The 20303-nt window shown below is 70.0% G+C and carries 21 protein-coding genes and 1 pseudogene; 7 read left to right on the top strand and 15 right to left on the bottom strand.

Features of this window, described 5'->3' with window-relative positions:
• Positions 1-258 precede the first annotated feature (258 nt).
• From B0293_RS15715 to B0293_RS15725, 3 genes are all read right to left on the bottom strand, one after another.
• Positions 259-858 carry a helix-turn-helix transcriptional regulator gene (locus B0293_RS15715; RefSeq protein WP_005159651.1) on the bottom strand — a complete coding sequence of 200 codons (600 nt, stop codon included), beginning with the start codon at positions 856-858 and terminating at the stop codon, positions 259-261.
• Complete coding sequence (locus B0293_RS15720) at positions 855-3383, bottom strand: ATP-binding protein (protein ID WP_245191982.1); 2529 nt, start codon at positions 3381-3383, stop codon at positions 855-857. Before B0293_RS15720 ends, B0293_RS15715 begins: the two co-directional genes overlap by 4 nt.
• Positions 3384-3477: 94 nt before the next feature.
• The gene (locus B0293_RS15725; RefSeq protein ID WP_209437301.1) at positions 3478-4005 is read right to left on the bottom strand and encodes an EF-hand domain-containing protein; all 528 of its coding nucleotides are present in this window, start codon (positions 4003-4005) and stop codon (positions 3478-3480) included.
• Between the two features lie 130 nt (positions 4006-4135).
• Between B0293_RS15725 and B0293_RS15730 the strand changes: the two genes are divergently transcribed.
• Positions 4136-4618 carry a GNAT family N-acetyltransferase gene (locus B0293_RS15730; RefSeq protein WP_039918640.1) on the top strand — a complete coding sequence of 161 codons (483 nt, stop codon included), beginning with the start codon at positions 4136-4138 and terminating at the stop codon, positions 4616-4618.
• Here B0293_RS15730 and B0293_RS15735 read toward each other — a convergent pair.
• Genes B0293_RS15735 through B0293_RS15755 form a run of 5 tightly spaced genes read right to left on the bottom strand, consistent with a single transcriptional unit; the run spans position 4561 to position 11681 of the window.
• Positions 4561-5094 carry an HPP family protein gene (locus B0293_RS15735; RefSeq protein WP_005159644.1) on the bottom strand — a complete coding sequence of 178 codons (534 nt, stop codon included), beginning with the start codon at positions 5092-5094 and terminating at the stop codon, positions 4561-4563. The two genes, B0293_RS15730 and B0293_RS15735, sit on opposite strands and share 58 nt — an antisense overlap.
• The gene (gene narI, locus B0293_RS15740; RefSeq protein WP_005159641.1) at positions 5091-5816 is read right to left on the bottom strand and encodes a respiratory nitrate reductase subunit gamma; all 726 of its coding nucleotides are present in this window, start codon (positions 5814-5816) and stop codon (positions 5091-5093) included. Before narI ends, B0293_RS15735 begins: the two co-directional genes overlap by 4 nt.
• A complete protein-coding gene (gene narJ / locus B0293_RS15745) occupies positions 5813-6430 on the bottom strand; it encodes a nitrate reductase molybdenum cofactor assembly chaperone (RefSeq protein WP_005159639.1) in 618 nt (205 codons plus the stop codon). The genes narI and narJ overlap by 4 nt, the downstream gene beginning before the upstream one ends.
• Positions 6427-7992, bottom strand: coding sequence for a nitrate reductase subunit beta (narH, locus tag B0293_RS15750; protein ID WP_005159637.1), 1566 nt, complete (start codon positions 7990-7992; stop codon positions 6427-6429). Before narH ends, narJ begins: the two co-directional genes overlap by 4 nt.
• The gene (locus tag B0293_RS15755) at positions 7992-11681 is read right to left on the bottom strand and encodes a nitrate reductase subunit alpha (RefSeq protein ID WP_005159635.1); all 3690 of its coding nucleotides are present in this window, start codon (positions 11679-11681) and stop codon (positions 7992-7994) included. Before B0293_RS15755 ends, narH begins: the two co-directional genes overlap by 1 nt.
• Before the next feature lie 373 nt (positions 11682-12054).
• On the opposite strand from B0293_RS15755, the gene B0293_RS15760 reads away from it, so the two are divergent.
• The 3 genes from B0293_RS15760 (at position 12055) to B0293_RS15770 (ending at position 13011) form a co-directional block, all read left to right on the top strand.
• Entirely contained in the window at positions 12055-12261 is a 207-nt protein-coding gene (locus B0293_RS15760; protein WP_005159629.1) for a hypothetical protein, read from the top strand.
• Positions 12262-12345: 84 nt separating this feature from the next.
• A complete protein-coding gene (locus B0293_RS15765) occupies positions 12346-12801 on the top strand; it encodes an ATP-binding protein (protein WP_005159626.1) in 456 nt (151 codons plus the stop codon).
• A 33-nt stretch (positions 12802-12834) separates the two neighbouring features.
• Entirely contained in the window at positions 12835-13011 is a 177-nt protein-coding gene (locus tag B0293_RS15770) for a CsbD family protein (protein ID WP_005159623.1), read from the top strand.
• A gap of 42 nt (positions 13012-13053) precedes the next feature.
• On the opposite strand, the gene B0293_RS15775 is transcribed toward B0293_RS15770, so the two are convergent.
• The 4 genes from B0293_RS15775 to B0293_RS15790 are packed head-to-tail and all read right to left on the bottom strand — an operon-like array spanning position 13054 to position 16454.
• Positions 13054-14085: a cobalamin B12-binding domain-containing protein gene (locus B0293_RS15775; protein ID WP_005159620.1), complete on the bottom strand. Its 1032-nt coding sequence runs from the start codon at positions 14083-14085 to the stop codon at positions 13054-13056.
• Complete coding sequence (locus tag B0293_RS15780; RefSeq protein WP_039918637.1) at positions 14082-15665, bottom strand: PP2C family protein-serine/threonine phosphatase; 1584 nt, start codon at positions 15663-15665, stop codon at positions 14082-14084. Before B0293_RS15780 ends, B0293_RS15775 begins: the two co-directional genes overlap by 4 nt.
• Positions 15658-16068 carry an ATP-binding protein gene (locus tag B0293_RS15785; RefSeq protein ID WP_005159616.1) on the bottom strand — a complete coding sequence of 137 codons (411 nt, stop codon included), beginning with the start codon at positions 16066-16068 and terminating at the stop codon, positions 15658-15660. The genes B0293_RS15780 and B0293_RS15785 overlap by 8 nt, the downstream gene beginning before the upstream one ends.
• Positions 16065-16454, bottom strand: coding sequence for an STAS domain-containing protein (locus B0293_RS15790; protein ID WP_005159613.1), 390 nt, complete (start codon positions 16452-16454; stop codon positions 16065-16067). Before B0293_RS15790 ends, B0293_RS15785 begins: the two co-directional genes overlap by 4 nt.
• A gap of 207 nt (positions 16455-16661) precedes the next feature.
• Here B0293_RS15790 and B0293_RS15795 point away from each other — a divergent pair, with 207 nt between their 5' ends.
• Entirely contained in the window at positions 16662-17321 is a 660-nt protein-coding gene (locus B0293_RS15795) for a pentapeptide repeat-containing protein (RefSeq protein ID WP_005159610.1), read from the top strand.
• Between the two features lie 7 nt (positions 17322-17328).
• On the opposite strand, the gene B0293_RS15800 is transcribed toward B0293_RS15795, so the two are convergent.
• Positions 17329-17664, bottom strand: a complete 336-nt coding sequence (locus tag B0293_RS15800) for a cupin domain-containing protein (RefSeq protein WP_005159608.1) — start codon at positions 17662-17664, stop codon at positions 17329-17331.
• A 71-nt stretch (positions 17665-17735) separates the two neighbouring features.
• Here B0293_RS15800 and B0293_RS15805 point away from each other — a divergent pair.
• Positions 17736-18673: pseudogene (locus tag B0293_RS15805) on the top strand (GlxA family transcriptional regulator).
• Positions 18674-18718: 45 nt separating this feature from the next.
• Positions 18719-19066 carry a helix-turn-helix domain-containing protein gene (locus tag B0293_RS15810; RefSeq protein ID WP_005159600.1) on the top strand — a complete coding sequence of 116 codons (348 nt, stop codon included), beginning with the start codon at positions 18719-18721 and terminating at the stop codon, positions 19064-19066.
• Here B0293_RS15810 and B0293_RS15815 read toward each other — a convergent pair.
• Positions 19063-19653, bottom strand: coding sequence for a ClpP family protease (locus B0293_RS15815; RefSeq protein ID WP_039918635.1), 591 nt, complete (start codon positions 19651-19653; stop codon positions 19063-19065). The two genes, B0293_RS15810 and B0293_RS15815, sit on opposite strands and share 4 nt — an antisense overlap.
• Positions 19650-20276, bottom strand: coding sequence for a ClpP family protease (locus B0293_RS15820; RefSeq protein ID WP_005159593.1), 627 nt, complete (start codon positions 20274-20276; stop codon positions 19650-19652). The genes B0293_RS15815 and B0293_RS15820 overlap by 4 nt, the downstream gene beginning before the upstream one ends.
• Between the last annotated feature and the right edge of the window lie 27 nt (positions 20277-20303).

The raw sequence follows: 20303 nt of genomic DNA on the forward strand, positions 1-20303 counted from the left end.
CAGACGCCGCACACCCGAGTTCCGCCTCCAGTCACGCGAGTTCCGCCCCCAAGCACGTGAGATCCGTTTCTGATCACACGAGTCACGCCCCGGTGGCCGCCAGGCACGACGCGAAGGGAACCCTCCCCGTGTCCGATGCGGCGAAAGTCCCCTTCATCCCGGTTCCGCATTGACCCCAGCGGTCCGTGAAGGCCTCCTTGAGGGACCCAGAGTCCCTCAAGGAGGCCTTCACGGACTTGGCATCACGACCGCTCGCGCTCAGATCAGGCCGGACCGGATGGCTTCGGCCACCGCCTGTGCCCGGTTCCGCAGCGCCAGCCGCCGCTGCGCGTGGTGCAGGATGTTCTTGATGGTGCGCTGGGAGTAGCCCATCACCTCGCCGATCTCCGCGGTGTCCTTGCCCTCCGCGATCAGCCTCAGCACTCGGATCTCGCGGTCGTGGAACCGCGACGACCGCGCCGGGCCGCCCACCAGCCCGTCGTATCCGGCGGCCAGCAGCCCGGCCGAGGTCTCGACGGCCGACCGCGCGGCCGTGACCTCCGCGATCAGCCGTTCCGGCCGGACCGCCCGGTGCGGCAGCAGGCTGCGCACCCCGGCGGTCGCGGCCGAGCGGTGGCCGGACGGCGGGAGCGGCCCGGCGATCAGGACGCCGGGCAGGGAGCCCTGTTCCGACACCGCGAGCCGGAGCACCGGGAGTTCGTGGTCGAGCGGGTCTTCGGCGGCCACCAGCACGTCCGCGCCTCGGCCACCGGACGGGACGACGTCGAGTGCCGCGGCCTGCGTCAGCATGCCGACCAGGCCTGCCCTGGTCAGGGGGTCGGCCGTGTAGACGGCGACCCGGAGGCCGGGCGCGTTCACGAGGCGTATCGGCCGTTCAGCAGTGCCGTGGCCAGTTCGATCCGGGAGCGGTAGCCGGTCCGCGTGAACAGCAGGCTCAACCGCCCCTCCACGCTCTTCTGGCTCGTCTGCAACGCCGTCGCCAGCTGTTCGTTCGTCAGCCCTTCGCCCGCCAGGAGCGCCAGCAGGTGCTCGTTCTCGGCGACCGTCTCCTCCTGGCCGCCGGGGATCTCGATCCCGTTCTTCCGCATCAGGCCCCGCACCCGGGCGCGGTGCAGCAGCGCGTCGAGCGAGCCGAGCACCTCGTACACCTCGGTGAGCACCTTGGGATCCGTCGCGCCGTGGCGGACCAGGCGTTCGGCCGCGACCGCCAGTTCGTGCGGCTGGTCGCGTTCGCGGGCCAGCCAGAGGCATTCGGCGGCGGGCTCCTGGCCGAGGCAGGCCCGGACCAGATGACGGTGCAGCAGCACCCGGCCGGTCGGCATCGCGGCGGCGAGGTCCTCCAGCGCGTCGAGCGCCTTCTTCGCCCCCGCCCGGTCGTTCCGCCGCAACGCCAGTTCGGCGAGATCCGCCCAGGCGATGTCCGTGCCGACGGCGAGGCCGCAGGTGGCCGCGTGCAGGCGCCGGGCGGCGCGGTCGGTCTCGCCGAGCGCCATGTCGACCCGGGCCTCGGCGATGTCGAGCAGATGCGCCAGCATCGGCGCGGTGGCGCGGGCGGCGGTCAGCAGTTCCCGCGCCGCGCTGAGCCGTCCCTGTGACAGCAGGACCGACACGGTCGACAGGTGCATCGCCGCCGAGCCGGTGTCGTAACCGCGCCGGGACCGGTCGGCGACGCTGCGATGGGCGAAGTCGACGGCGCGCGAGGGTTCGCCGCGCATCGCCGCGAGCATCGACCGTTCGCTGTCGCGCAGGCCGGTCTCGGGGAACGACTCGTCGGAGAGCAGCTTTTCCGCACGTGCGCGTTCACCCAGCACCAGCAACGCGGAGACGTACGAGGTGATCTGGTCGTTCCGGTGCCGCCTCGCCGTCCTCAACGGCCACCGCTCGCGTTCGGTCAGATTCGCGCCGAACCGCGCGGAGCGGCCGGCCCAGAGTTCGGCGAGACCGCCGAAGAGTTCGCCCAGCATCGCGGAAACCGTCGACTCGGTGCGCCAGGAATCGTTCTCCGCCAGCAGTTCGGCCGCTTCCGCCCACCGGTCCAGCAGGCTCAGCGCGATCGCGCTCGACGCCACCGACCATTCCGGCGGGTTCATGGCGATCCTCGCCAGCTCGGCCGTGTTGCCGGAGTTGTGCAGCGCGCAGACGGCGATCGACTGCGCTTCCTGCGCGGCGTCGGCGGAAAGACGGTCGGGGAACTCCTCGAGCAGTTGCCGTGTCCCCGCGAGACTCTGTTCGTGGTCGCCGTTCAGATGGCACCACATCGTGTGGAGGAGGGTCACCCTCGCTCGTTGCGGCCGGTCTTCGGTCAGTTCGACGGCGGCACGCAGCCATCGCGCGCCGCGGGTGGTCTGGCCGTCGGGCAGGAACGCCGCGTTGTCGAGCAGTTCGGCGAGCGCGCGCCGCGGATCGATCAGCTTGCCCGCCTCGGCGATCCGGTCGGGAAGGTAGTACGGGGCGGACGTGTGCGCGGTCCCGTTCCACAACGCGGTGACGGCGGCCGCGGAGAACCGGCGTCGCTCGAAGGGGCCGAGTTCGGCGATCAGCGTGTAGGCCACCACCGGCACGGTGAACCGCCAGCCGCGGCCGCGGTGCAGTACCCCGTCGGCACGCAGATTCTCCAGCGTCGCAAGGGTTTCCGCGAGATCCTTGGCCAGCAGTTCGCTGATCAGCGACGGCATCGCCTCGCCGAGCGGATGCAGGACGGCGGCCGCCTTCGCGACCGCGAGCCGCTCGGGATCCAGGTGTACGGACCGCAGCGGCACCGTGGTGCCGGGGACGAGATACGCGCGCCGGTCGACGATCCGGATCGCGCCCTGCGCGCGCAGCAGGTCCAGCGCCTGGCGCAGCGCGGCGGGCACGCCCCGGCTCAGTTCGTGCAGCCGGTCCCGCAGCAACGTGCTGGGAACGGCGCCGAGTGCTTCGACGACAGCCCGCGTGATCTCCTCCGCCTTCAACGGCAGCAGGCGCATCGGATCCACCAGGCCGTCGGCCCGCAGCCGCCGTACGGTGGCGACTCTTTCGGCCGCGTCCCGGACCGGGGTGCGAGCCGTGCAGACCACCCGCGTGGACGCCCCGTCCAGGCTCCGGACCAACGCTTCCAGGACGGCGAGGGAGTCGGAACCCATCCACTGGGTGTCGTCGATCATCAGGACGTGCCGGTCGTCCGCCGCCAGGGAAGGCCACGGATTGCCACCGGGCGCGAGATCGCCGTCGGGCGTGAAGCGCACGGTCGAAACCGCCCGCCCCGAAGCGGAAAGCCGCTCGGACAGCCGGGCGAGCAGCGTGGTCCGGCCGACGCCCGCCGGCCCGGTCACCCAGACGCAGGGCGCGCCCGCGCCGGTGACACGCTCCAGGATCCGCTCGGTCACCTCGTCCACGCCTGCCATCCTGTGCCGGACAGGGTGGCCGCGAGGGCATACGTGGCGCGGTATGGCCCGTATGGACGCCGGTTCGGCCCGAAAGCCGCGAACCGGGCGCGCGTCAGGCGGCGAGCGGCCCGAAGACGAGCGTGCCCGGCGCCTCCGCGTCGTCACCCGCCCAGAACTCCAGCCACAGCGCGGCGAATTCGTCCCGCGACAGCATTCCGTCGCCGTCGGAGTCCAGCAGCGGGAACGTGGCGTCGGTGTCGGTGGGGCGGCCGTTCCAGACCTCGATCAGCTGGCGGTACTCCGCCGCGGAGATCATGCCGTCCCGGTTCTCGTCGATGGCTTCGAACATCGCGTCGGCGGTCGCGGTCACGGCTTCGGGCATGGCCGGCAGCTTGTCCACCACCAGCAGGACCTCGTCGAGGGTGACCTTGTCGTCGCGGTCGATGTCCGACGCCGCGAGCAACGTCGTCCACCAGCTCAGCATGATGCCGGTCAGGGACTGGGCGTCACCCGGTCCGCGCCGCCTGGCCCAACGGTCGGCCAGCGCCTGGAAGTCGTACTCCTGAAGGAAACCGTCGCCGTCGACGTCCATCGCGGCGAAAACCCCCGAGATCTTGCGCCGCTGCAAGTCGCTTGCCATGCGTCCGAACGATAGAACCGGGCGCGGGGGCGGGATAGCGGCCATTCAGGGCGGTGGCGCTCCACGATCGGGGGACGGCCGGTCACTCTGGATACGTGAAGGATCCGGGTGTCTCGGGCAGGATGTCGCCATGGTGGAGATCAGCTTCCTGACCGGATCCGACCGCACCCGCTGGGAAGTACTGGCCCGTGGCCACGACGCCCACGGCGGGGTCGAGCGTGGCGATGACGCCTACGAGCGGACCTGGCGGCGCCTGCTCGACGGCGGGGAGCGGGCGATCGGGATCGGCGCCCGGCTGGACGGGACCATGGTCGGGATCGCGCATTACGTCTTCCACGCGGGAATCTGGGGAAACGCGAGGTGCTATCTGGCGGACCTGTTCGTGGACGCGGAGGTCAGGCGGCGAGGCGTCGCGACAGCGATGATCGAGTGGGTGGCGCGAGACGCCGAGCGGAACGGCTTTCCCCGGCTCTATTGGAACACGCTGAGCGATTCCCCGGCCCGTGCGTTGTACGACAAGGTGGCCAAGCTGAATGACGGACTTGTCGTCTACACCTATCGGCGCGAAGCCACGGGAGATCGTGCCTCCTCCAGGAAACGCCACCAGGGATAGGGCACACCGAACAGCTTGTTGATCAGCACCGCCAGCAAGGCGATGAGGACCACACCGACCAGGACCGCGATCACCTGCGGGACGGTGTGCAGGAGACCGAGCGCGATGATCAACGTGGTGGCACCGGCGGGCGGATGAGGGATGTCCAGCGCGGCCATCGCGGCGCACGTGAGACCCAGCGCGATCGCGGCCGCCCCGATCCTGGGCCACGAGGGATGCGTCAGGTCCGGGGCGGCGGTGAGCAGTCCGGTGGCGGCGAGGCCGGTGAGCCCGGCGAGGACACCGGCCAGGTGGCCGAACACCGTGTTCCGCGGGCTCGCGCCGGGCGCCTGCGGGGTCGCGAAGACGAGGAACGCGGTGGGCCCGAGCGAAGGGAACAACAGGGGAGCGCCGGACAGGATCGCGCAGAGGCCGATGAACACGATGCAGCCGAACGAGCTCAGCGCGACGTAGGCGGCGCGGCGGGCGCGGGTCATTCCCAGCCGCGGCGCGGGTCCCGGGTACCGACGCTGCCGGGAGCGCGGCGCCGATAGACCACGTACGGGCGGAGCAGATACCGCACCGGCGCGCTGAAAGCGTGCACCAGGCGGGAAAACGGCCACAGCGCGAACAGCACCATGGCCAGCGCGGTGTGCAGCCGGTAGTCCAGCGGTGCCGACGCCATCAGTTCCGGCTGGGGATCGAGGAGCAGGATGCCGCGAATCCAGGGCGAGACGGTCTCACGGTAGTCGTATCCGCCACGGATCCCGTTGTCCACCAGCGTGTTCGCCAGTCCGGCGAGCATCACCAGCACGAGTACCACGTACATGAACTTGTCGCTGACCGACGTGGCGCCGCGCACGGCAGGCACTCGGATCCGCCGCCACAGCAGGAGACCGAGCCCGCCGATCGCGGCCAGCCCGGCGACGCTGCCCATCCCGAACGAGATCAGGTGGTAGCCGTGTTCGTCGAGCCCGGCGAACTCGGTGACGCCCTTCGGCACGAACAGGCCGAGCACGTGGCCGCCGATCACCATCAGCAGTCCGATGTGGAACACGGGGCTGGCCACCCGCAGAAGCCGGGATTCGTGGAGCTGGCTCGACCGGGTCGTCCAGCCGAACTTGTCGTGGCGGTACCGCCAGATCGTGCCGAAGACCAGCAGCGCGATCGACGCGTAGGGCGCGGCGCCCCACAACAGCAGATCCAGTCCGGAACTCATCGGCCACCTCCGGCGCCGGTGGGGAAGGGGTCGAGGCCGACCAGTTCGGCCGGAGGTTCGGCGGGCAGCGGTGCGGGGGTGGCGGGCAGGGTCGCCAGCACCGCGGTGACGGCGTCGCGATACGGGGTGTCCATAGTGGACAGGTTGCGGTGCAGGAGATCCAATGCCGGATGGAAGCGGGCGAGCACCTGCCCGGCCGCGTCGGAGCCGGCCGCGGCGGCGAACTCCAGGATCACCGGCAGGAAGTCCGGCAGTTCGTTTTCGGCGGGGGCGAATCCGTGGGTGCGGTAGAACCGGCGCAGCGCGGCCAGCGTCTCGCCACGACGACGGGTGTCTCCGTCGAGGAACCAGCTCAGGTGCAGTGTCCGGCGGGGTTTCCGGTCGAAGACCTCGATGTAGTGTGAGGCCAGCTCTCTGGGATCGCCGTTTTCGAGGTAGGCCACGGTTCGGGAAAGTTCGTCGTGGCCAGGGCCGGTGATCTCGTCGAGACAGGCGCGCAGCAGGCCGACCTTGCCGAGGACGGCTTCGTCGGGATATTGCAGGCACCATCCGGCGATCTGGCGCAGTACCGCGTGATCACGGGTGGCGGCGGGCCGGGAACGGAGGAGTTTCACCGGCTCCGCCCCCGCAGGGTCGGGAACAGCGCGTCCGGGCGGGCGCCGTCGTCCCAGCTGACCAAGTCCACTGTGGACTCCCCGCCGCCCATCCCGGGCCCGCCGTCGACGTCGAGGCTGCACTGGGTGGCGATGCCCTCCAGGTCGTGCGCCTGCCCGACGCCCGCGGTGGGGATGACATAGCGTTCGTCGTACTTGGCCAGCGCGAGCAGCCGGTGCATGGCGAAGATCTGCTCGCCGGTCAGCCCGACGGAGGCGGGGATGTCCTCGTCGGTCTCCTGCCCGAGATTCACCGCCCGCATGTAGGACCGCATCGCCGCCAGCCGTCGCAGGGATCGCCGCACCGGCACGGTGTCCCCGGCGGTGAACAGCTCGGCCAGGTACTCGACGGGGATCCGCAGGGCGTCGATGGCGCCGAACAGGTTGTCGCGGTGTTCGCCGTCGTGACCGCTGCCGCTGACCGCGTCGACCACCGGCGACAACGGCGGGATGTACCAGACCATCGGCATCGTGCGGTATTCCGGATGCAGCGGCAGTGCCAGCCGATAGTCGTGGATCAGCTGGTACACCGGCGAACGCCGCGCCGCGGTGAGCCAGTCGTGCGGAATGCCGGCCGCCTCGGCCGCGCGGATCACGGCGGGGTCGTGCGGATCGAGCAGCAGGTCGAGCTGCGCGGGATAGAGGTCGTGCTCGTCGGCGACGGACGCGGCCTCGGTGACCTTGTCGGCGTCGTAGAGCAGGACGCCGATGTAGCGCAGCCGTCCGACGCAGGTTTCCGCGCACACCGTCGGCTGCCCGGCTTCCACCCGGGGGTAGCAGAAGGTGCACTTCTCGGCCTTGCCGGTCTTGTGGTTGAAGTAGACCTTCTTGTACGGGCAGCCGGTGACGCACATCCGCCAGCCGCGGCACTGGTCCTGGTCGACCAGCACGATCCCGTCCTCCTCGCGTTTGTACATCGCGCCGGACGGGCAACTGGCCACACAGGACGGATTGAGACAGTGTTCGCAGATCCGCGGCAGGTAGAACATGAAGCTCTGCTCGAATTCGAACTTGATCTGGATTCCCAGTTCGTCGCGCAGCTTCTCGGCGATCGGGTCCTTGACGCCGTGTTCGGTGGAGCCGCCGAGGTCGTCGTCCCAGTTCGGCCCCCAGGTGGGCTGGGTGGCTTCGCCGGTGAGGGCCGACCGCGGCGCTGCGGTGGGCACGTCGTCGCCGAGCGGGGCCTCGATGAGGGTGGCGTAGTCGTAGGTCCACGGCTCGTAGTAGTCGGCGATCTCCGGGAGTTCCGGGTTGGCGAACAGCTTCGTGAGCTTGGTCAGCCGCCCGCCCGCGCGCAGGCGCAGCCTGCCCTTGGCCGCCCGCTCCCAGCCGCCCTTCCAGCGTTCCTGGTCCTCGTAGCGACGCGGATATCCTTGCCCCGGACGGGTTTCCACGTTGTTGAACCACGCGTACTCGGTACCCGTCCGGTTGGTCCAGGCCTGCTTGCAGGTCACCGAACAGGTGTGGCAGCCGATGCACTTGTCGAGGTTCATCACCATGGCCAGCTGTGCCATGACCCGCATCAGTAACGCACCTCCTGGGAACGGCGGCGGATCACGGTGACCTCGTCGCGCTGGTTGCCGGTGGGGCCCAGGTAGTTGAACCCGAAGGAAAGCTGGGCGTAGCCGCCGATGAGATGGGTGGGTTTGACCAGCAGCCGGGTCAGCGAGTTGTGCGTGCCGCCGCGTTTGCCTCCTGCCTCGCTGCGCGGCACGTTCACCGTTCGATCCTGGGCGTGGTAAAGGAAAACGGTGCCCGCCGGCATCCGATGGGAGACGATCGCGCGGGCCACCACCACACCGTTGCGGTTCACCGCCTGGATCCAGTCGTTGTCCTTCGCGCCGATGGCTTCGGCGTCGGACGGGCTCATCCAGATGCCCTGCCCGCCGCGGGAGAGCGTGAGCATGTGCAGGTTGTCCTGGTAGGTCGAATGGATCGACCATTTGCTGTGCGGGGTCAGATAGCGCACGGTGACCTCGGCCGCGTCTCCTGAGCCGCCGGTGAGGTGCTGCGAGCCCAGCGGCGGCCGGTAGACCGGCAGGGCCTCGCCGAGTTCGTGCATCCAGTCGTGGTCGAGGAAGAAGTGCTGACGACCGGTGAGGGTGTGCCACGGTTTGGCGTGTTCGACGTTGATCACGAACGCCGAGTAACGCCGTCCGCCGCTCTCGCTGCCGGACCACTCCGGACTGGTGATCACCGGCGCCGGACGCGACCGGGTGTCGGCGAAGGTGATCTTCTTGCCTTCGTGTTCGGCGGAAAGATGCGCCAGCTCGGTGCCGACCCGTTTCTCGAGTTCGCGGAAGCCTTGGGTCGCCAGCCGCCCGTTGGTGGTGCCGGACAGGGCGAGCACGGCGTCCGCGGCCTTGATGTCGGTGTCGATCAACGCCTGGCCCTGACCGGCTCCGGTCGTCGCGACGCCGTTCTTCGCGCGCAGCCAGTTCACTTCCTCGCCGACGTCGTAGGTCAGGCCCTTGCTGGTGGCGCCCAGCTTCTCCAGCAGCGGGCCGAGCGTGGCCAGTTTCGCCGCCACGGCGGGGTAATCGCGCTCGACGACGGTCAGCTTCGGCATGGTGACGCCCGGAATCGGCTCGACGTCGCCGTCGCGCCAGTCACGGACGACCCCACCCGGCTGCGCCGTCTCGCTGGGAGTGTCGTGCGTCATCGGGGTGGCGACGAGATCCTTGCGCACGCCGAGATGCCGTTCGGCGAGTTCGCTGAACCGCTTCGCGATCGTGTGGAAGGCCTCGAAATCGGTGCGGGTCTGCCACGGTGGATCGACGGCGGCGTTGAAGGAATGCACGAAGGGATGCATGTCCGTCGACGAGAGATCGTGCTTCTCGTACCAGGTCGCGGCGGGCAGCACGAGATCCGCGAACAAGGTGGTGCTGGTCATGCGGTAATCGATTGCCAGCATAAGATCCAATTTGCCGGCGGGGGCGGTGTCGTGCCATTTCACGGTTTTCGGCCGCGCGTCCGGCGGCGCCTCTTCGCCGCGCAGGTTCGCGTCGGTGCCGAGCAGATGGCGCAGGAAGTACTCGTGCCCCTTGGCCGAGGAGCCGAGCAGGTTGGACCGCCACACCGTGAGCACCCGCGGCCAGTTCCCGGGCGCGTCCGGATCCTCGGCCGCGAACCCCAGCTTGCCTTCGCGTAGTCGTGCGGTGACGTGGCGGACGGGATCGACCCCGGCTTCGTCGGCCTCGTCGACCAGGTCGAGCGGATTGCGGTCGAAGGTGGGGAACGACGGCATCCAGCCCAGCCGCGCCGACTGCGCGAGCGTGTCCGCGGCGCTCGTCCCGGCGAGTTTTCCGGGCGCCAGCGGGGAGGCCAGCTCGTCGTTGCGCAGCGCGTCGTAGCGCCATTGGCCGGTGTGCAGGTACCAGTAGGCGGTCCCGATCATCTGCCGGGCGGGCCGCATCCAGTCCATCGCGCCGGCCAGGGTCTGGTGCCCGGTCAGCGGCCGCACCTTCTCCTGTCCGACGTAGTGGGCCCAGCCGCCGCCGTTGCGGCCCTGGCAGCCGGTCATCGTGAGCAACGCGAGGAAGGACCGGTAGATGGTGTCGGAGTGGAACCAGTGGTTGGTTCCCGCGCCCATCAGGATCATGCAGCGGCCGCGGGAGGCCTCCGCGGTCTCGGCGAACTCCCTGGCGATCCGGGTGACCCGCTCGGCCGGGACCGACGTGATCTCCTGCTGCCACGCCGGGGTGCACGGTTCCGCCGGGTCGTCGTAGCCGGACGGCCACCGGCCGGGCAGGTCGCCGCGCCGGACGCCGTACTGCGCCATCAGCAGGTCGAACACGGTGGTGACCAGCCGCCCGTCCTGTTCGACGGCGGGCACTCCGCGCCGCAGGACGCCGTCCGCGTCGAAGCGCGGAAGCAGCACCTCGACGCCTTCGTGACCGGGGTCGGCGAGCAGGCTCAGCCGCGGCACGACGTCGCCGAGTTCGAGGTTCCAGCGGCCCTGGTCGTGTTCGTTCCAGCGGAAGCCGACGGAACCGTTGGGCACGACCGGTTCCCCGGTGCGGTCGTCGACCAGGACGGTCTTCCACTGGGTCTCGGCTCCTTCGTCACCGAGGTCGGCGGCGGTGAGGAACTTCGACGGGACGTACGCGCCGTCGCGTTCGGTCAGCGTGACCAGGAAGGGGAGATCGGTGAAGCGGCGGACGTAGTCGGTGAAGTACGGCACCTGCCGTTCGGCGAAGAACTCGCGGAGGATGACGTGCCCCATGGCCATCGCGAGCGCGGCGTCGGTGCCGGGATGCGGGGCCAGCCATTCGTCGGCGAACTTGGTGTTGTCGGCGTAGTCGGGGGAGACCACGACGACCTTCTGGCCCCGGTACCGTGCCTCGGCCATCCAGTGCGCGTCCGGGGTCCTGGTCACCGGGACGTTCGAGCCCCACATCATCAGGTACGCGGCGTCCCACCAGTCCGCGGATTCGGGAACGTCGGTCTGGTCGCCGAACACCTGCGGCGAAGCCACCGGCAGATCGGCGTACCAGTCGTAGAAGGAGAGCATCGGGGCGCCGATCAGCGCCATGAACCGGGAGCCGATCGCGTGCGAGACCATCGACATCGCCGGAATCGGCGAAAAGCCGGCGACCCGGTCCGGGCCGTACCGGGAAATGGCGTGCACATGCGCGGCGGCGGCGATTTCCGCTGCCTCGTCCCAGCTGACCCGGACCAATCCGCCTTTTCCGCGGGCGCGCTGATAGGCCAGTCTCTTCATCGGGTCGTCCATCACCGAAGCCCAGGCGACGACCGGATCGCCGTACTGTTTCAGCGCCTCCCGGTACATTTCGACCAGTACGCCTCGCGCATACGGAAAACGTACCCGGGTCGGGGAATAGGAATACCACGAAAAAGAGGCGCCGCGCGGGCATCCGCGCGGTTCGTACTCCGGCTTGTCGGGGCCGACGGAGGGATAATCCGGATCCTGGCTCTCCCAGGTGATGATCCCGTCGGAGACATACACGTTCCAGCGGCAGGAACCCGTGCAGTTCACGCCGTGCGTCGATGGGACGACCTTGTCGTGACTCCAGCGATCCCGGTAGAAGGCGTCGCCTTCCCGGCCTCCGGTCAGATGTACCGAGTGCAGATCCGCCGAACTCTCCGCGCGGGTCAAATAACGGCCGAGGCGCAGCAGGGCGGTGGTCGCCGCGCCTTCGATGTGGTGGTTTTCGACGCCGTTTCCGTTGGCTTTTCGTGGCGAGCGCACGCTCGCGACCTCCCGACTAAAGTCGTGAATGAGGCAGACAGCGCGAACAGGGCGTGCCTAGTCTGTCCGGGAACGTTCGCAATGCTAGCGGCACCGCGTGCCACCTGTCTTTCCTCGAAGGTGATCATGAGTATTGATCACTCGAAAAGACCAGCAAGTAAATGTAGTGGTAATGGCGAGGTAATTGCGTGAGAAACCCGATTAATCGATTCTGTCAATCGATCGAAATATGCGGTGATGCGAATTACTTCAAGTGGCGGTCTCGGTGGCGAGCGGATTCGGGGGCGGGCAAACCGGAAAACGCGGAACAAGTGACGCCGTACGCTGAACAGGGTCGAAAGCATGTATAACGGCCTACACGCGGAGGCGAACGATGACAGCCGAAATCGAGCGGGCGGCACACGCCTACTGCCCCGTCTGCAACCCGGACCCCGGCCTCGGTGACCCGGTCACCGCGCTCTGCGGGGCCACCCATCCGTTCTGGGGCCGCCGTGAGCGGCCGGTGACCAACTGCCCGGCCTGCGAGGTCGTCGTCGCGGAAACGGTCTACCCCTGTGGTCATACCGGTGGCGAGCGGTGACAGGTTGCTCGTTAAAGTCCGGGGCATTCGGGGTACTAGAGCCACGCGAGCCCTCGACGGGCCGTCGAGTACCTGGAGGTCCCCGTGTCCACCGATCAGGCCGCGCCCGCCGGCCGCGAGGTCGACGTCCTGGCCTTGGACGTGGGCGGCGACCTGGGCGAACTGGCCCGGGTCCGCGCCTGGGCGCGAGCGGAACTGGGCGACGTCACCGAAGCGGGTCTCACGGACGTGATCCTGGTACTGGACGAACTGGTGTCCAACGCCCTGCGGCACGGTGAGCGGGCCCGGCAGGTGCGCCTGCTGCGGCGGCCCGGCCGCCTGCGCATCGAGGTCGACGACGCCGGCAGGACGCCCGCGACCCCGCGCCCGCCCTCGGAGACCGGCGGCCGGGGCCTTTCCCTCATCGACGCCTGCGCCGCGGCGTGGGGCCAGGATCTCCGCGAGGACGGCAAGACCGTGTGGGCGGAACTCGACCTGACCGGTTCAAACGTGTCGGGTGACACAGCGGATCCGCCGTTTCCGGGGCGCCGCGCCGGGTAACCGGAGGGCAGCGGACAAGGAATGGAGGCCCTGATGAACGACAAAACCGAGAACAAGCTCGACGAACTCAAGGGCAAGGCCAAGGAAGCCGTCGGCAACGCCACGGACAACGAGCAGTGGCAGGCCGAAGGCAAGGCCGAGCAGGGCAAGGCCAACGTCAAGCAGGCGGGCGAGAAGATCAAGGACGCCGTGAAGGGTGTCCGGGACTGACCTCGCGATGAAAAGGGGCTCGCCTTCGGGCGGGCCCCTTTTCTACTGCGTGAGAGTGTCGCTCAACCGGGTGTACGCGGTGTCGAGCATCGCCTGCGAACGCGGGAAGTCGCGCAGCTGCCCGCGCAGGAGGTCCAGCGCCGGCAGCAGCGAACCGGCCGGAACCTGACGAGCCGTCAGGATCTCCGCGGTCCAGGTCAGGAAGCCGGTGAACAGTTCCTCGTCGCTGACGTACAGCGAAACCGCCAGGTATTCGACGATGTGGGCGATGTCCTCCGCGGCGTGCTGACGCTGGCGGAGGGTGTACTCGCGCATCGACGGGACGCGGTCTTCCAGGCCCGCCATGACGTTCTTCACCAGCCGGCTCGAAGTCCGGGAAACGAGGGTGTACTCCTGGTCGGCCAGATGCGGGAGGTCGTCGAGGGGCTGATGCCCGGCCCGGGGACGGGGCAGGGGAGAGGTCAGGAAATCCGCCGCCGCCCGTGCCTCCGGCGCCCAGGCGTCCGCCCCGAGCAGCCGCGCGTACCGGCCGTCCGGCCCGAACGCCGCGCCGCCCGCGATGACCGGGGTCGCGGCCGCCTGGCAGGCCGTGATCGTCGCGTGCGCGGCGGGCAGGCGAGTGGCCAGCGACGCCGACAGCGCCACCGTGTCAGGCCCGGTGCGGTGCAGATGCGCGACCAGATGCGGCGCGGGCACCTGCGCACCGAGGTAGTCGACGCGGAAGCCGCGTAACTTCAGCACTTCGGCCAGCAGCCGGGCGGGCATGGCGTGCCATTCGCCGTCGACGCACGCCACCGCGACGCGGCTTCGGTTCGCTCGCGGCCGGGGGAGCACGTAGCCGAGAGCGGCGAGCACCCGGTCGTTGATCGCGGTCGCGGCGTGTTCCTGCGCCACGGTGATCCGGTTCGCCGCCCATTCCAGGCCGACCTTGTGCTGCACGCCGCCGATCACGTCCAGCAGCACGCTCTCCGCGTCGATACCCGCGCCGAGCGCCGAGACCACGACGTCTCCGGCGGCGTACTCGTCCCCGGCGGTCACCGCCTGCCACAGCTGCTCGAAGTACTCGGAGGTCACGGGGTCCCAGGCCTCCGCGGGCTCCGCGGCGCGGTGATCACCAGCACCGCCATGTCGTCGTGCGGCCGCGGGCCGACCCACTGCGCGGCCAGCATCTGCACGTGTTCGGCGACCGCGTCGGCCGCCAGGTCCGCGCATTCGGACAGGGCCGTGTGCAGCCGTTCCTCACCGAACATCTCGTCGCCGAGCGGGCCGCCCTTGGCTTCCACGATGCCGTCCGTGTACATCAGGCAGCTCTCGCCGGGCGCGAGGAGGACCTCCTCCGTCGACGTCCGGATCTCGGGGAGCACGCCGATCAGGTTGCCGCCGGTGTCGACCTCTTCGACGATGCCGTCGGAGCGGACGACCAGCGGCGGCGGATGCCCGGCGCAGGTGACGCGCAGCCGCACCGCGTCGCCGTCCCGGCGGGCCGACGCCAGCGCGAGCGTGACGAACCGGCCGTCGTCGCGGCTCACCAGCGACGTGTTCAGCAGGCTGAGCAGCCGATGGTGGTCTTCGGCCATCGGCAGCAGCGCGCGCAGTGTCGTCCGGATCTTCCCGGTCAGGACGGCGGCGTCGAGCCCCTTCCCGCAGACGTCGCCGAGGACGGCCAGCGACTCGCCCCCGGCGGTGTCGACGGCGGAATGGACGTCGTAGAAGTCGCCGCCGATCCGGTCCTCGTCCTGCGCGGGCCGGTAGCGCCCGGCGAACTCGACGCCACCGAGCTGCTCCAGCCGCGGCGGGAGCAGCTCGCGCATGAGCGTCTCGCTCGTCGACGCCTGGTGGGCGAACATCCGCGCCGCCGAGATCGCGGCGCCCGCGCGGGCCGCGAACAGCCGCGCGAAGATCTCTTCCTGCTCGGTGAACGCGGCCTGGTCGCCGGTGCGCAGCAGGATCAGCGCCCCGGCGGGCACACCGTGTCCCGGCAGGGGCGTCACGACGATCGACGTCGCCGGGCCGAAGCCGGCGGGCAGGATCCACGACGGCGCGGTGCCGGGGTCGAGCCAGCGCGACGGAACCGGCGGGAAACCGCGCAGTGCCTCGTCCAGGCCCGGGAGGTCGGCGGGGTCGATCTTCAGCCTGGACAGGGTCACGGCCTCACCGCGGACGCACGATGCCGCCGGATGACCGCCCTGGACCGGCGGGGCCAGCACCACCGCTGCCCCGGCCAGGTGCTCGGCCGCCAGCCGCGCGGCGACTTCGATGCAGCGTTCGACGTTGAGCGAGCTCAGCAGCGCCGCCGAGGCATCGGTGAGGAACGCGACGCGCCGCCGTTCCCGCCGCAGCAGTTCGTGCGCGGCTTCGGCGTCGCTCTCGTCGGCCAGCCACCAGGTGACGACGCCGTCGTGCGGTACCGGGGACGCGGCCCAGGCACGGTCGCCGACGACACCGCGGACGATCCCGTCCGTGCGGGCCTCCGCCAGCCAAGCGGGCGTCCCGTGCCGCAGTGGCAGGCCGGGCCGGACCTCGGGGAACATCGCGCGGGCGGCGTCGTTGAGGTCACGCACGACGCCGTCGATGTCGACGACCAGGGCGGGTGAGGGCGCCGTCTCCCAGCTTCGCCCGGTCGAGGCCGGAGCGGCGATCACCGGCTCAGTCATCGGCGGTCCCGAGCTCGAACTCCGCCCACACCGTCTTGCCGTCCGGGCGGGCCGTCTGGCCCCACGCCGTGGTGGACAGGGCGACGAGCGTGAGCCCGTGGCCGCCGGTGCCGGTCGGCGGACCCGGCCGGGCCGGTGTGGCGGACGCCCCGTCCTCGACCTCGACGCGGAGGCTGTCCCCGGAACGCCGCAACCGGACCAGGTACGGGGCCCGCGCGTGCCGGAGCGCGTTCGAGCTGAGTTCGTCCACGACCATCACGACGTCCGCGATCGTGTCGGCGGGCAGCCCGCTCAGCGTGGTCCGCGTCCAGGCGCGCACCTCGGCGAGGCCGTTGAGGCCATCGGCCATGCCGAATTCGCTGATCCGGGTGTCCTGCCGGACCGTGGCGTCGGAAGAGGTCATGAGCGCCGGGCCAGTTCGGTGCGCGCGGCTTCGACGGTCGGATGGACCGGCATGAGGTCCTCGAGGCGCAGCAGGGTGACCGGCCGGACGACGGCGTGGACCGAGGTGGCGATGGCGAACCGGCCGTCACTCTCGCGCAGGCGCTGCGCGAGGCGGAGGAGGACCTGCAAGCAGCTCGAATCGCAGAACCGGACCTCGGTCATGTCCGCGACGGCCAGCCCGGACGACGGCGGATGCTCTTCGAGCAGTTGACGGAGCTTGGCGGACACGGCGAAATCGAACTCGCCGGTCATCGCGTACACGGTGACCTCGTCGGAGTCGTAGGTCTCCAGCGTCCACCCGTCTCCGGAAGAGCGGTGGAGGGGCCGCGCGACATCGGTCGTCATCAATGCTCCTGCTCAGGGGGCTGCCAACAAGGGCTGGCGGCTCAACCCCGATACCGGAATCTACCAGCGTGGTGCCGGGCGGACCGGTTGACCGGAAGTGTTCGTGACCGCGGCGCCGGGTGGTCGTGAGTGGTAAATGACGTTAGAACGTCATTTACCACTCACGACCACCCGGACCGATGCGGGCCCTGCGGTACCGTCCGGATCATGGAGTTCCGCGATTTCGACGGCGTCAAGGTGCGCCGCCCTTCGGTCGAGCGGGAGGACCTCGCCGTCGAACCGGCCGTGTTCGACGGCGACTTCGATTTCGACGCGGTCCAACTAGAAGGCGGCGATCAGGACGGGGTCCGCGGCGGCGGCGAGATCGCGCGTTCCCTGGTCTCGGAAGTGAGCCTGGCCAACGCCCGGCTCGACAGGCTGACGCTGTCCGACGTCGTCCTCGAAGGCGTCGACCTCTCCAACGCGGCCATCCGCGAACTCTCGGCACGACGCGTCGAAGTCCTTCGCTGTCGCGCGATCGGGCTGGGGGTGTCGATCGCGTCCGCCTCCGACCTGTACGTCGAGAACGCACGGTTCGACTATGCCTCGCTGACCGTCGAGCGGGTGAAGGGTGCGGCCGTGTTCTCCGGATGTTCGTTCCGCGAGACGGTGTTCTCCGGCGATCTGTCGCGACTGACCTTTGTGGACTGCGACTTCACCGAAACGGAATTCGCGGCGACCGGCGCGGCGGGCTGCGATCTGCGCGGTTCCCGGTTGTCCGGCGTCCGGGGCCTGCTCACTCTTCGCGGCGCGAAGATCACCGCCGAACAAGCCGTTTCGATCGCGGGGATCCTCGCGGCGGAGAGCGGATTGTCGGTCGTCGAGTGACCCCGGATCAGCCCTCGGGGTAGAAGACGAAGAGCGTGCATCCGGTCGCCGACGCGGGCACGTGCCACGAACCGGCCGGGGCGTGCAGGAAGGTCCCCGCCGGATAGTCGCGCGCGCCGTCGTTGAACGTGCCGGAGACGACGAACACCTCCTCGGAACCCGGTTCGTGGACGTCGCGGCGCGGCCACGAGGTGCCGGGATCCATCTCCAGCACGTTCGCGTGCGCGCCGTCCGTGCCTGTCCACAGTGGACGAAGCCGGATGCCGGGGAAGAGCTCGCGGACGGGGGATTCCTTGACGGACACGGAAGTGTAGCCCTCTTGGGCGAGGATCTCGGGGTGCATGAGTTCATGCTGCCGTGATCATCGGGTCGCCGGACAGTGTCCAGGAAGACATCATGGGGTACTTTCTTGCCATGCATCGCGTGACGGCCCTCGTGCGGCCGGTGCAGTCGACGTTCGAACTCGGTATAGCCGCCGAGGTCTTCGGCACGGAGCGGGCCGGGGTGCCGCGGTACTACGAATTCGACGTCTGCACGGAGAAACCCGGCCCGGTCCCGACCACCGCCGGATACGCGATGTCCGTGACACGAGGCCTTTCCGCGCTCGCGGACGCGGACACCGTGCTCATCCCGGGCTGGTCGCCGGTGGACGCGCCGTTGTCGCCTGCCGTCCGCCGGGCGCTTCTCCGCGCGCACGCCAGGGGAGCGCGCCTCGTCACGATCTGTTCCGGCGTTTTCGCGCTGGCCCGCACCGGGCTGCTCGATGGCAGGTCGGCGACCACGCACTGGGCGCGTGCCGCCCAACTGCAAGAGGAATTCCCCTGATAGACGTCGAACCGGACGTGCTCTACGTCGACCACGGCGACGTCGCCACGAGCGCCGGGGCGGGCGCGGGGATCGACCTCTGCCTGCACCTCGTCCGGCGCGACCACGGGGCCGCGCACGCCGCCCTCGTCGCCCGGCACATGGTGATGCCGCCGCATCGCGACGGCGGCCAGGCACAGTTCGTCCCGGTCCCGCCGCCCGACGACGAACTGGACGGCCTCCTCGCCTGGGCCGGCGGACGGCTCGGGACCCCGTTGTCGGTAGGCGACCTGGCCGCGCACCTCAACGTCTCACCACGCACGCTGGCCCGGCGCTTCGCCGAACGGCTCGGCACCACGCCGGGGGCGTGGCTGCTGACCCGCCGGGTGACCGAGGCACGCACCCTGCTGGAGGAGACCGGACTGCCGGTGGAGGTGATCGCGACCCGCGTCGGCCTCACCTCGGCCGTCAACCTCCGCCGACGCTTCCGCGATCAGGTCGGGACGACACCGGGCGCGTACCGGCGCGCGTTCCGGGTTTCGCCTTGAGCGGAACGGAGCACGCGGGCCCCGGCCCGATGTCACGATGAGCGTATGGCGGACATCCTCCCTTTCCACCAGAAGCGAGTCTCCACAGCGGATCGCGAACCCGAACCGCTGTGGCGTGACGTGCTGGGCCAGAGCCTGCGCGCCGCGCGGGAGGGCCAGGGTGGCCGTCTCGTCGACGTCGCGGAACGCGCCGGGATCTCGCCGCAGTACCTCTCGGAGATCGAGCGCGGCCGCAAGGAGCCGTCCAGCGAGATGATCGCCGCGGTGACCGGCGCGCTCGGGATAGACCTGGCGGACCTCCTCTTCGGTATCGCGGGCACGGTCCGGCGGGGCGGCAGCACGGGCCTCGCGGTCGGCCGCCGCCCATCCGGACCTCTGCTCATGGCCGCCTAGTTCCGGATGTCGAGCACCCGGTCCGCGAGCCCGTAGGCGACGGCGCCCGCCGCGTCGAACACACGGTCCCGGTCGGTGTCCTCCCGCAGATCCGCGACGGCACGGCCGGTGTGGGACGACAGGATCTCCTCGAGTTGCGTCCGCACCCGCACGACCTCGTCGGCCTGGAGGATGAGGTCCGGAATGGTGCCGCGGCCCTGCGCCGCGGGCTGGTGCAGCACCACGCGGGTGTGGGGCAGCACGAACCGGTGCCCGGCCTCGCCCGCGGCCAGCAGGATCGCGCCCGCCGCGACGGCCTGGCCGACGCAGGTCGTCGCCACCGGCGCCTTGATGAAGCGCATCGTGTCGTACAGCGCGAGCATCGCCGACGGGTCGCCGCCCTCGGTGTTGATGTAGAGGTTGATCTCCTGCTCCGGGTTGTCCGCCTCCAGGTAGAGCAGCTGGGTGATCAGCGCGTTCGCCACGCCGGAGTCGATCGCGGTGCCGAGGTAGATGATCCGCTCCGACAGCAGATGCGAGTAGACGTCCATGATCCGCTCGCCCGCGGGACTGCGGGAGATGACGTTGGGGATGGTGTAGGTGCTCATGCGCCGGCACCCCTTTCCGAGCCGAGGCCGAGTCTGTGGGTGCGGACGGGGACGACCTGGTCGAGGCTTTCGACGATGTGGTCGATGAAGCCGTATTCCCGCGCCTGCCCGGTGGTGAACCAGCGATCGTGGAGGGAATCGGCGAAGATCCGGTCGATGGGCTGCCCGGTGTCGTCGGCGATCAGGCCGAGCACCGTGTCCCGCGTGTAGCGCAGGTCGTCCGCCTGCACCTCCACCTCGACGGCCGAGCCGCCGATGCCCGCCGACCCCTGGTGCATCAGGATCCGCGCGTGCGGCAGGGCGAACCGTTTGCCCGGCGTGCCCGCGGAAAGCAGGAACTGCCCGGCGCTGCACGCCAGTCCCAGCGCGAGTGTGGCGACGTCGCACGGCACGAGCCGCATCACGTCGCGGATGGCCAGCATCGAAGGGACCGAACCGCCCGGCGAGTGGATCCACAACGCGATGTCCTTGCGGGGGTCCTCGCTCGCCAGTGACAGCAGCTGGGTGGTGAGCACCGTCCCGTTGTCGTCGTCGAGCGCGCCGTCGAGGACCAGCACACGCTGGCTGAAGAACCGTTCCCGTAGCCGTTGGTCGAAGAGTGGCTGTTTCTCGTTGTCGGTCATGCCCCGACGATGCCGCCGGGGTGCGGC

Source organism: Amycolatopsis azurea DSM 43854 (assembly GCF_001995215.1).
In the GTDB taxonomy this organism is placed as follows: Bacteria; Actinomycetota; Actinomycetes; order Mycobacteriales; family Pseudonocardiaceae; genus Amycolatopsis; species Amycolatopsis azurea.

Coding starts and splice junctions, on each gene's coding strand:
- B0293_RS15720 (WP_245191982.1), bottom strand. CDS start 3,383: ATGGCAGGCGTGGACGAGGTGACCGAGCGGATCCTGGAGCGTGTCACC.
- B0293_RS15725 (WP_209437301.1), bottom strand. CDS start 4,005: ATGGCAAGCGACTTGCAGCGGCGCAAGATCTCGGGGGTTTTCGCCGCG.
- B0293_RS15730 (WP_039918640.1), top strand. CDS start 4,136: ATGGTGGAGATCAGCTTCCTGACCGGATCCGACCGCACCCGCTGGGAA.
- B0293_RS15735 (WP_005159644.1), bottom strand. CDS start 5,094: ATGACCCGCGCCCGCCGCGCCGCCTACGTCGCGCTGAGCTCGTTCGGC.
- narI (WP_005159641.1), bottom strand. CDS start 5,816: ATGAGTTCCGGACTGGATCTGCTGTTGTGGGGCGCCGCGCCCTACGCG.
- narH (WP_005159637.1), bottom strand. CDS start 7,992: ATGCGGGTCATGGCACAGCTGGCCATGGTGATGAACCTCGACAAGTGC.
- B0293_RS15760 (WP_005159629.1), top strand. CDS start 12,055: ATGACAGCCGAAATCGAGCGGGCGGCACACGCCTACTGCCCCGTCTGC.
- B0293_RS15770 (WP_005159623.1), top strand. CDS start 12,835: ATGAACGACAAAACCGAGAACAAGCTCGACGAACTCAAGGGCAAGGCC.
- B0293_RS15780 (WP_039918637.1), bottom strand. CDS start 15,665: ATGACTGAGCCGGTGATCGCCGCTCCGGCCTCGACCGGGCGAAGCTGG.
- B0293_RS15785 (WP_005159616.1), bottom strand. CDS start 16,068: ATGACCTCTTCCGACGCCACGGTCCGGCAGGACACCCGGATCAGCGAA.
- B0293_RS15790 (WP_005159613.1), bottom strand. CDS start 16,454: ATGACGACCGATGTCGCGCGGCCCCTCCACCGCTCTTCCGGAGACGGG.
- B0293_RS15795 (WP_005159610.1), top strand. CDS start 16,662: ATGGAGTTCCGCGATTTCGACGGCGTCAAGGTGCGCCGCCCTTCGGTC.
- B0293_RS15800 (WP_005159608.1), bottom strand. CDS start 17,664: ATGCACCCCGAGATCCTCGCCCAAGAGGGCTACACTTCCGTGTCCGTC.
- B0293_RS15810 (WP_005159600.1), top strand. CDS start 18,719: ATGGCGGACATCCTCCCTTTCCACCAGAAGCGAGTCTCCACAGCGGAT.
- B0293_RS15815 (WP_039918635.1), bottom strand. CDS start 19,653: ATGAGCACCTACACCATCCCCAACGTCATCTCCCGCAGTCCCGCGGGC.
- B0293_RS15820 (WP_005159593.1), bottom strand. CDS start 20,276: ATGACCGACAACGAGAAACAGCCACTCTTCGACCAACGGCTACGGGAA.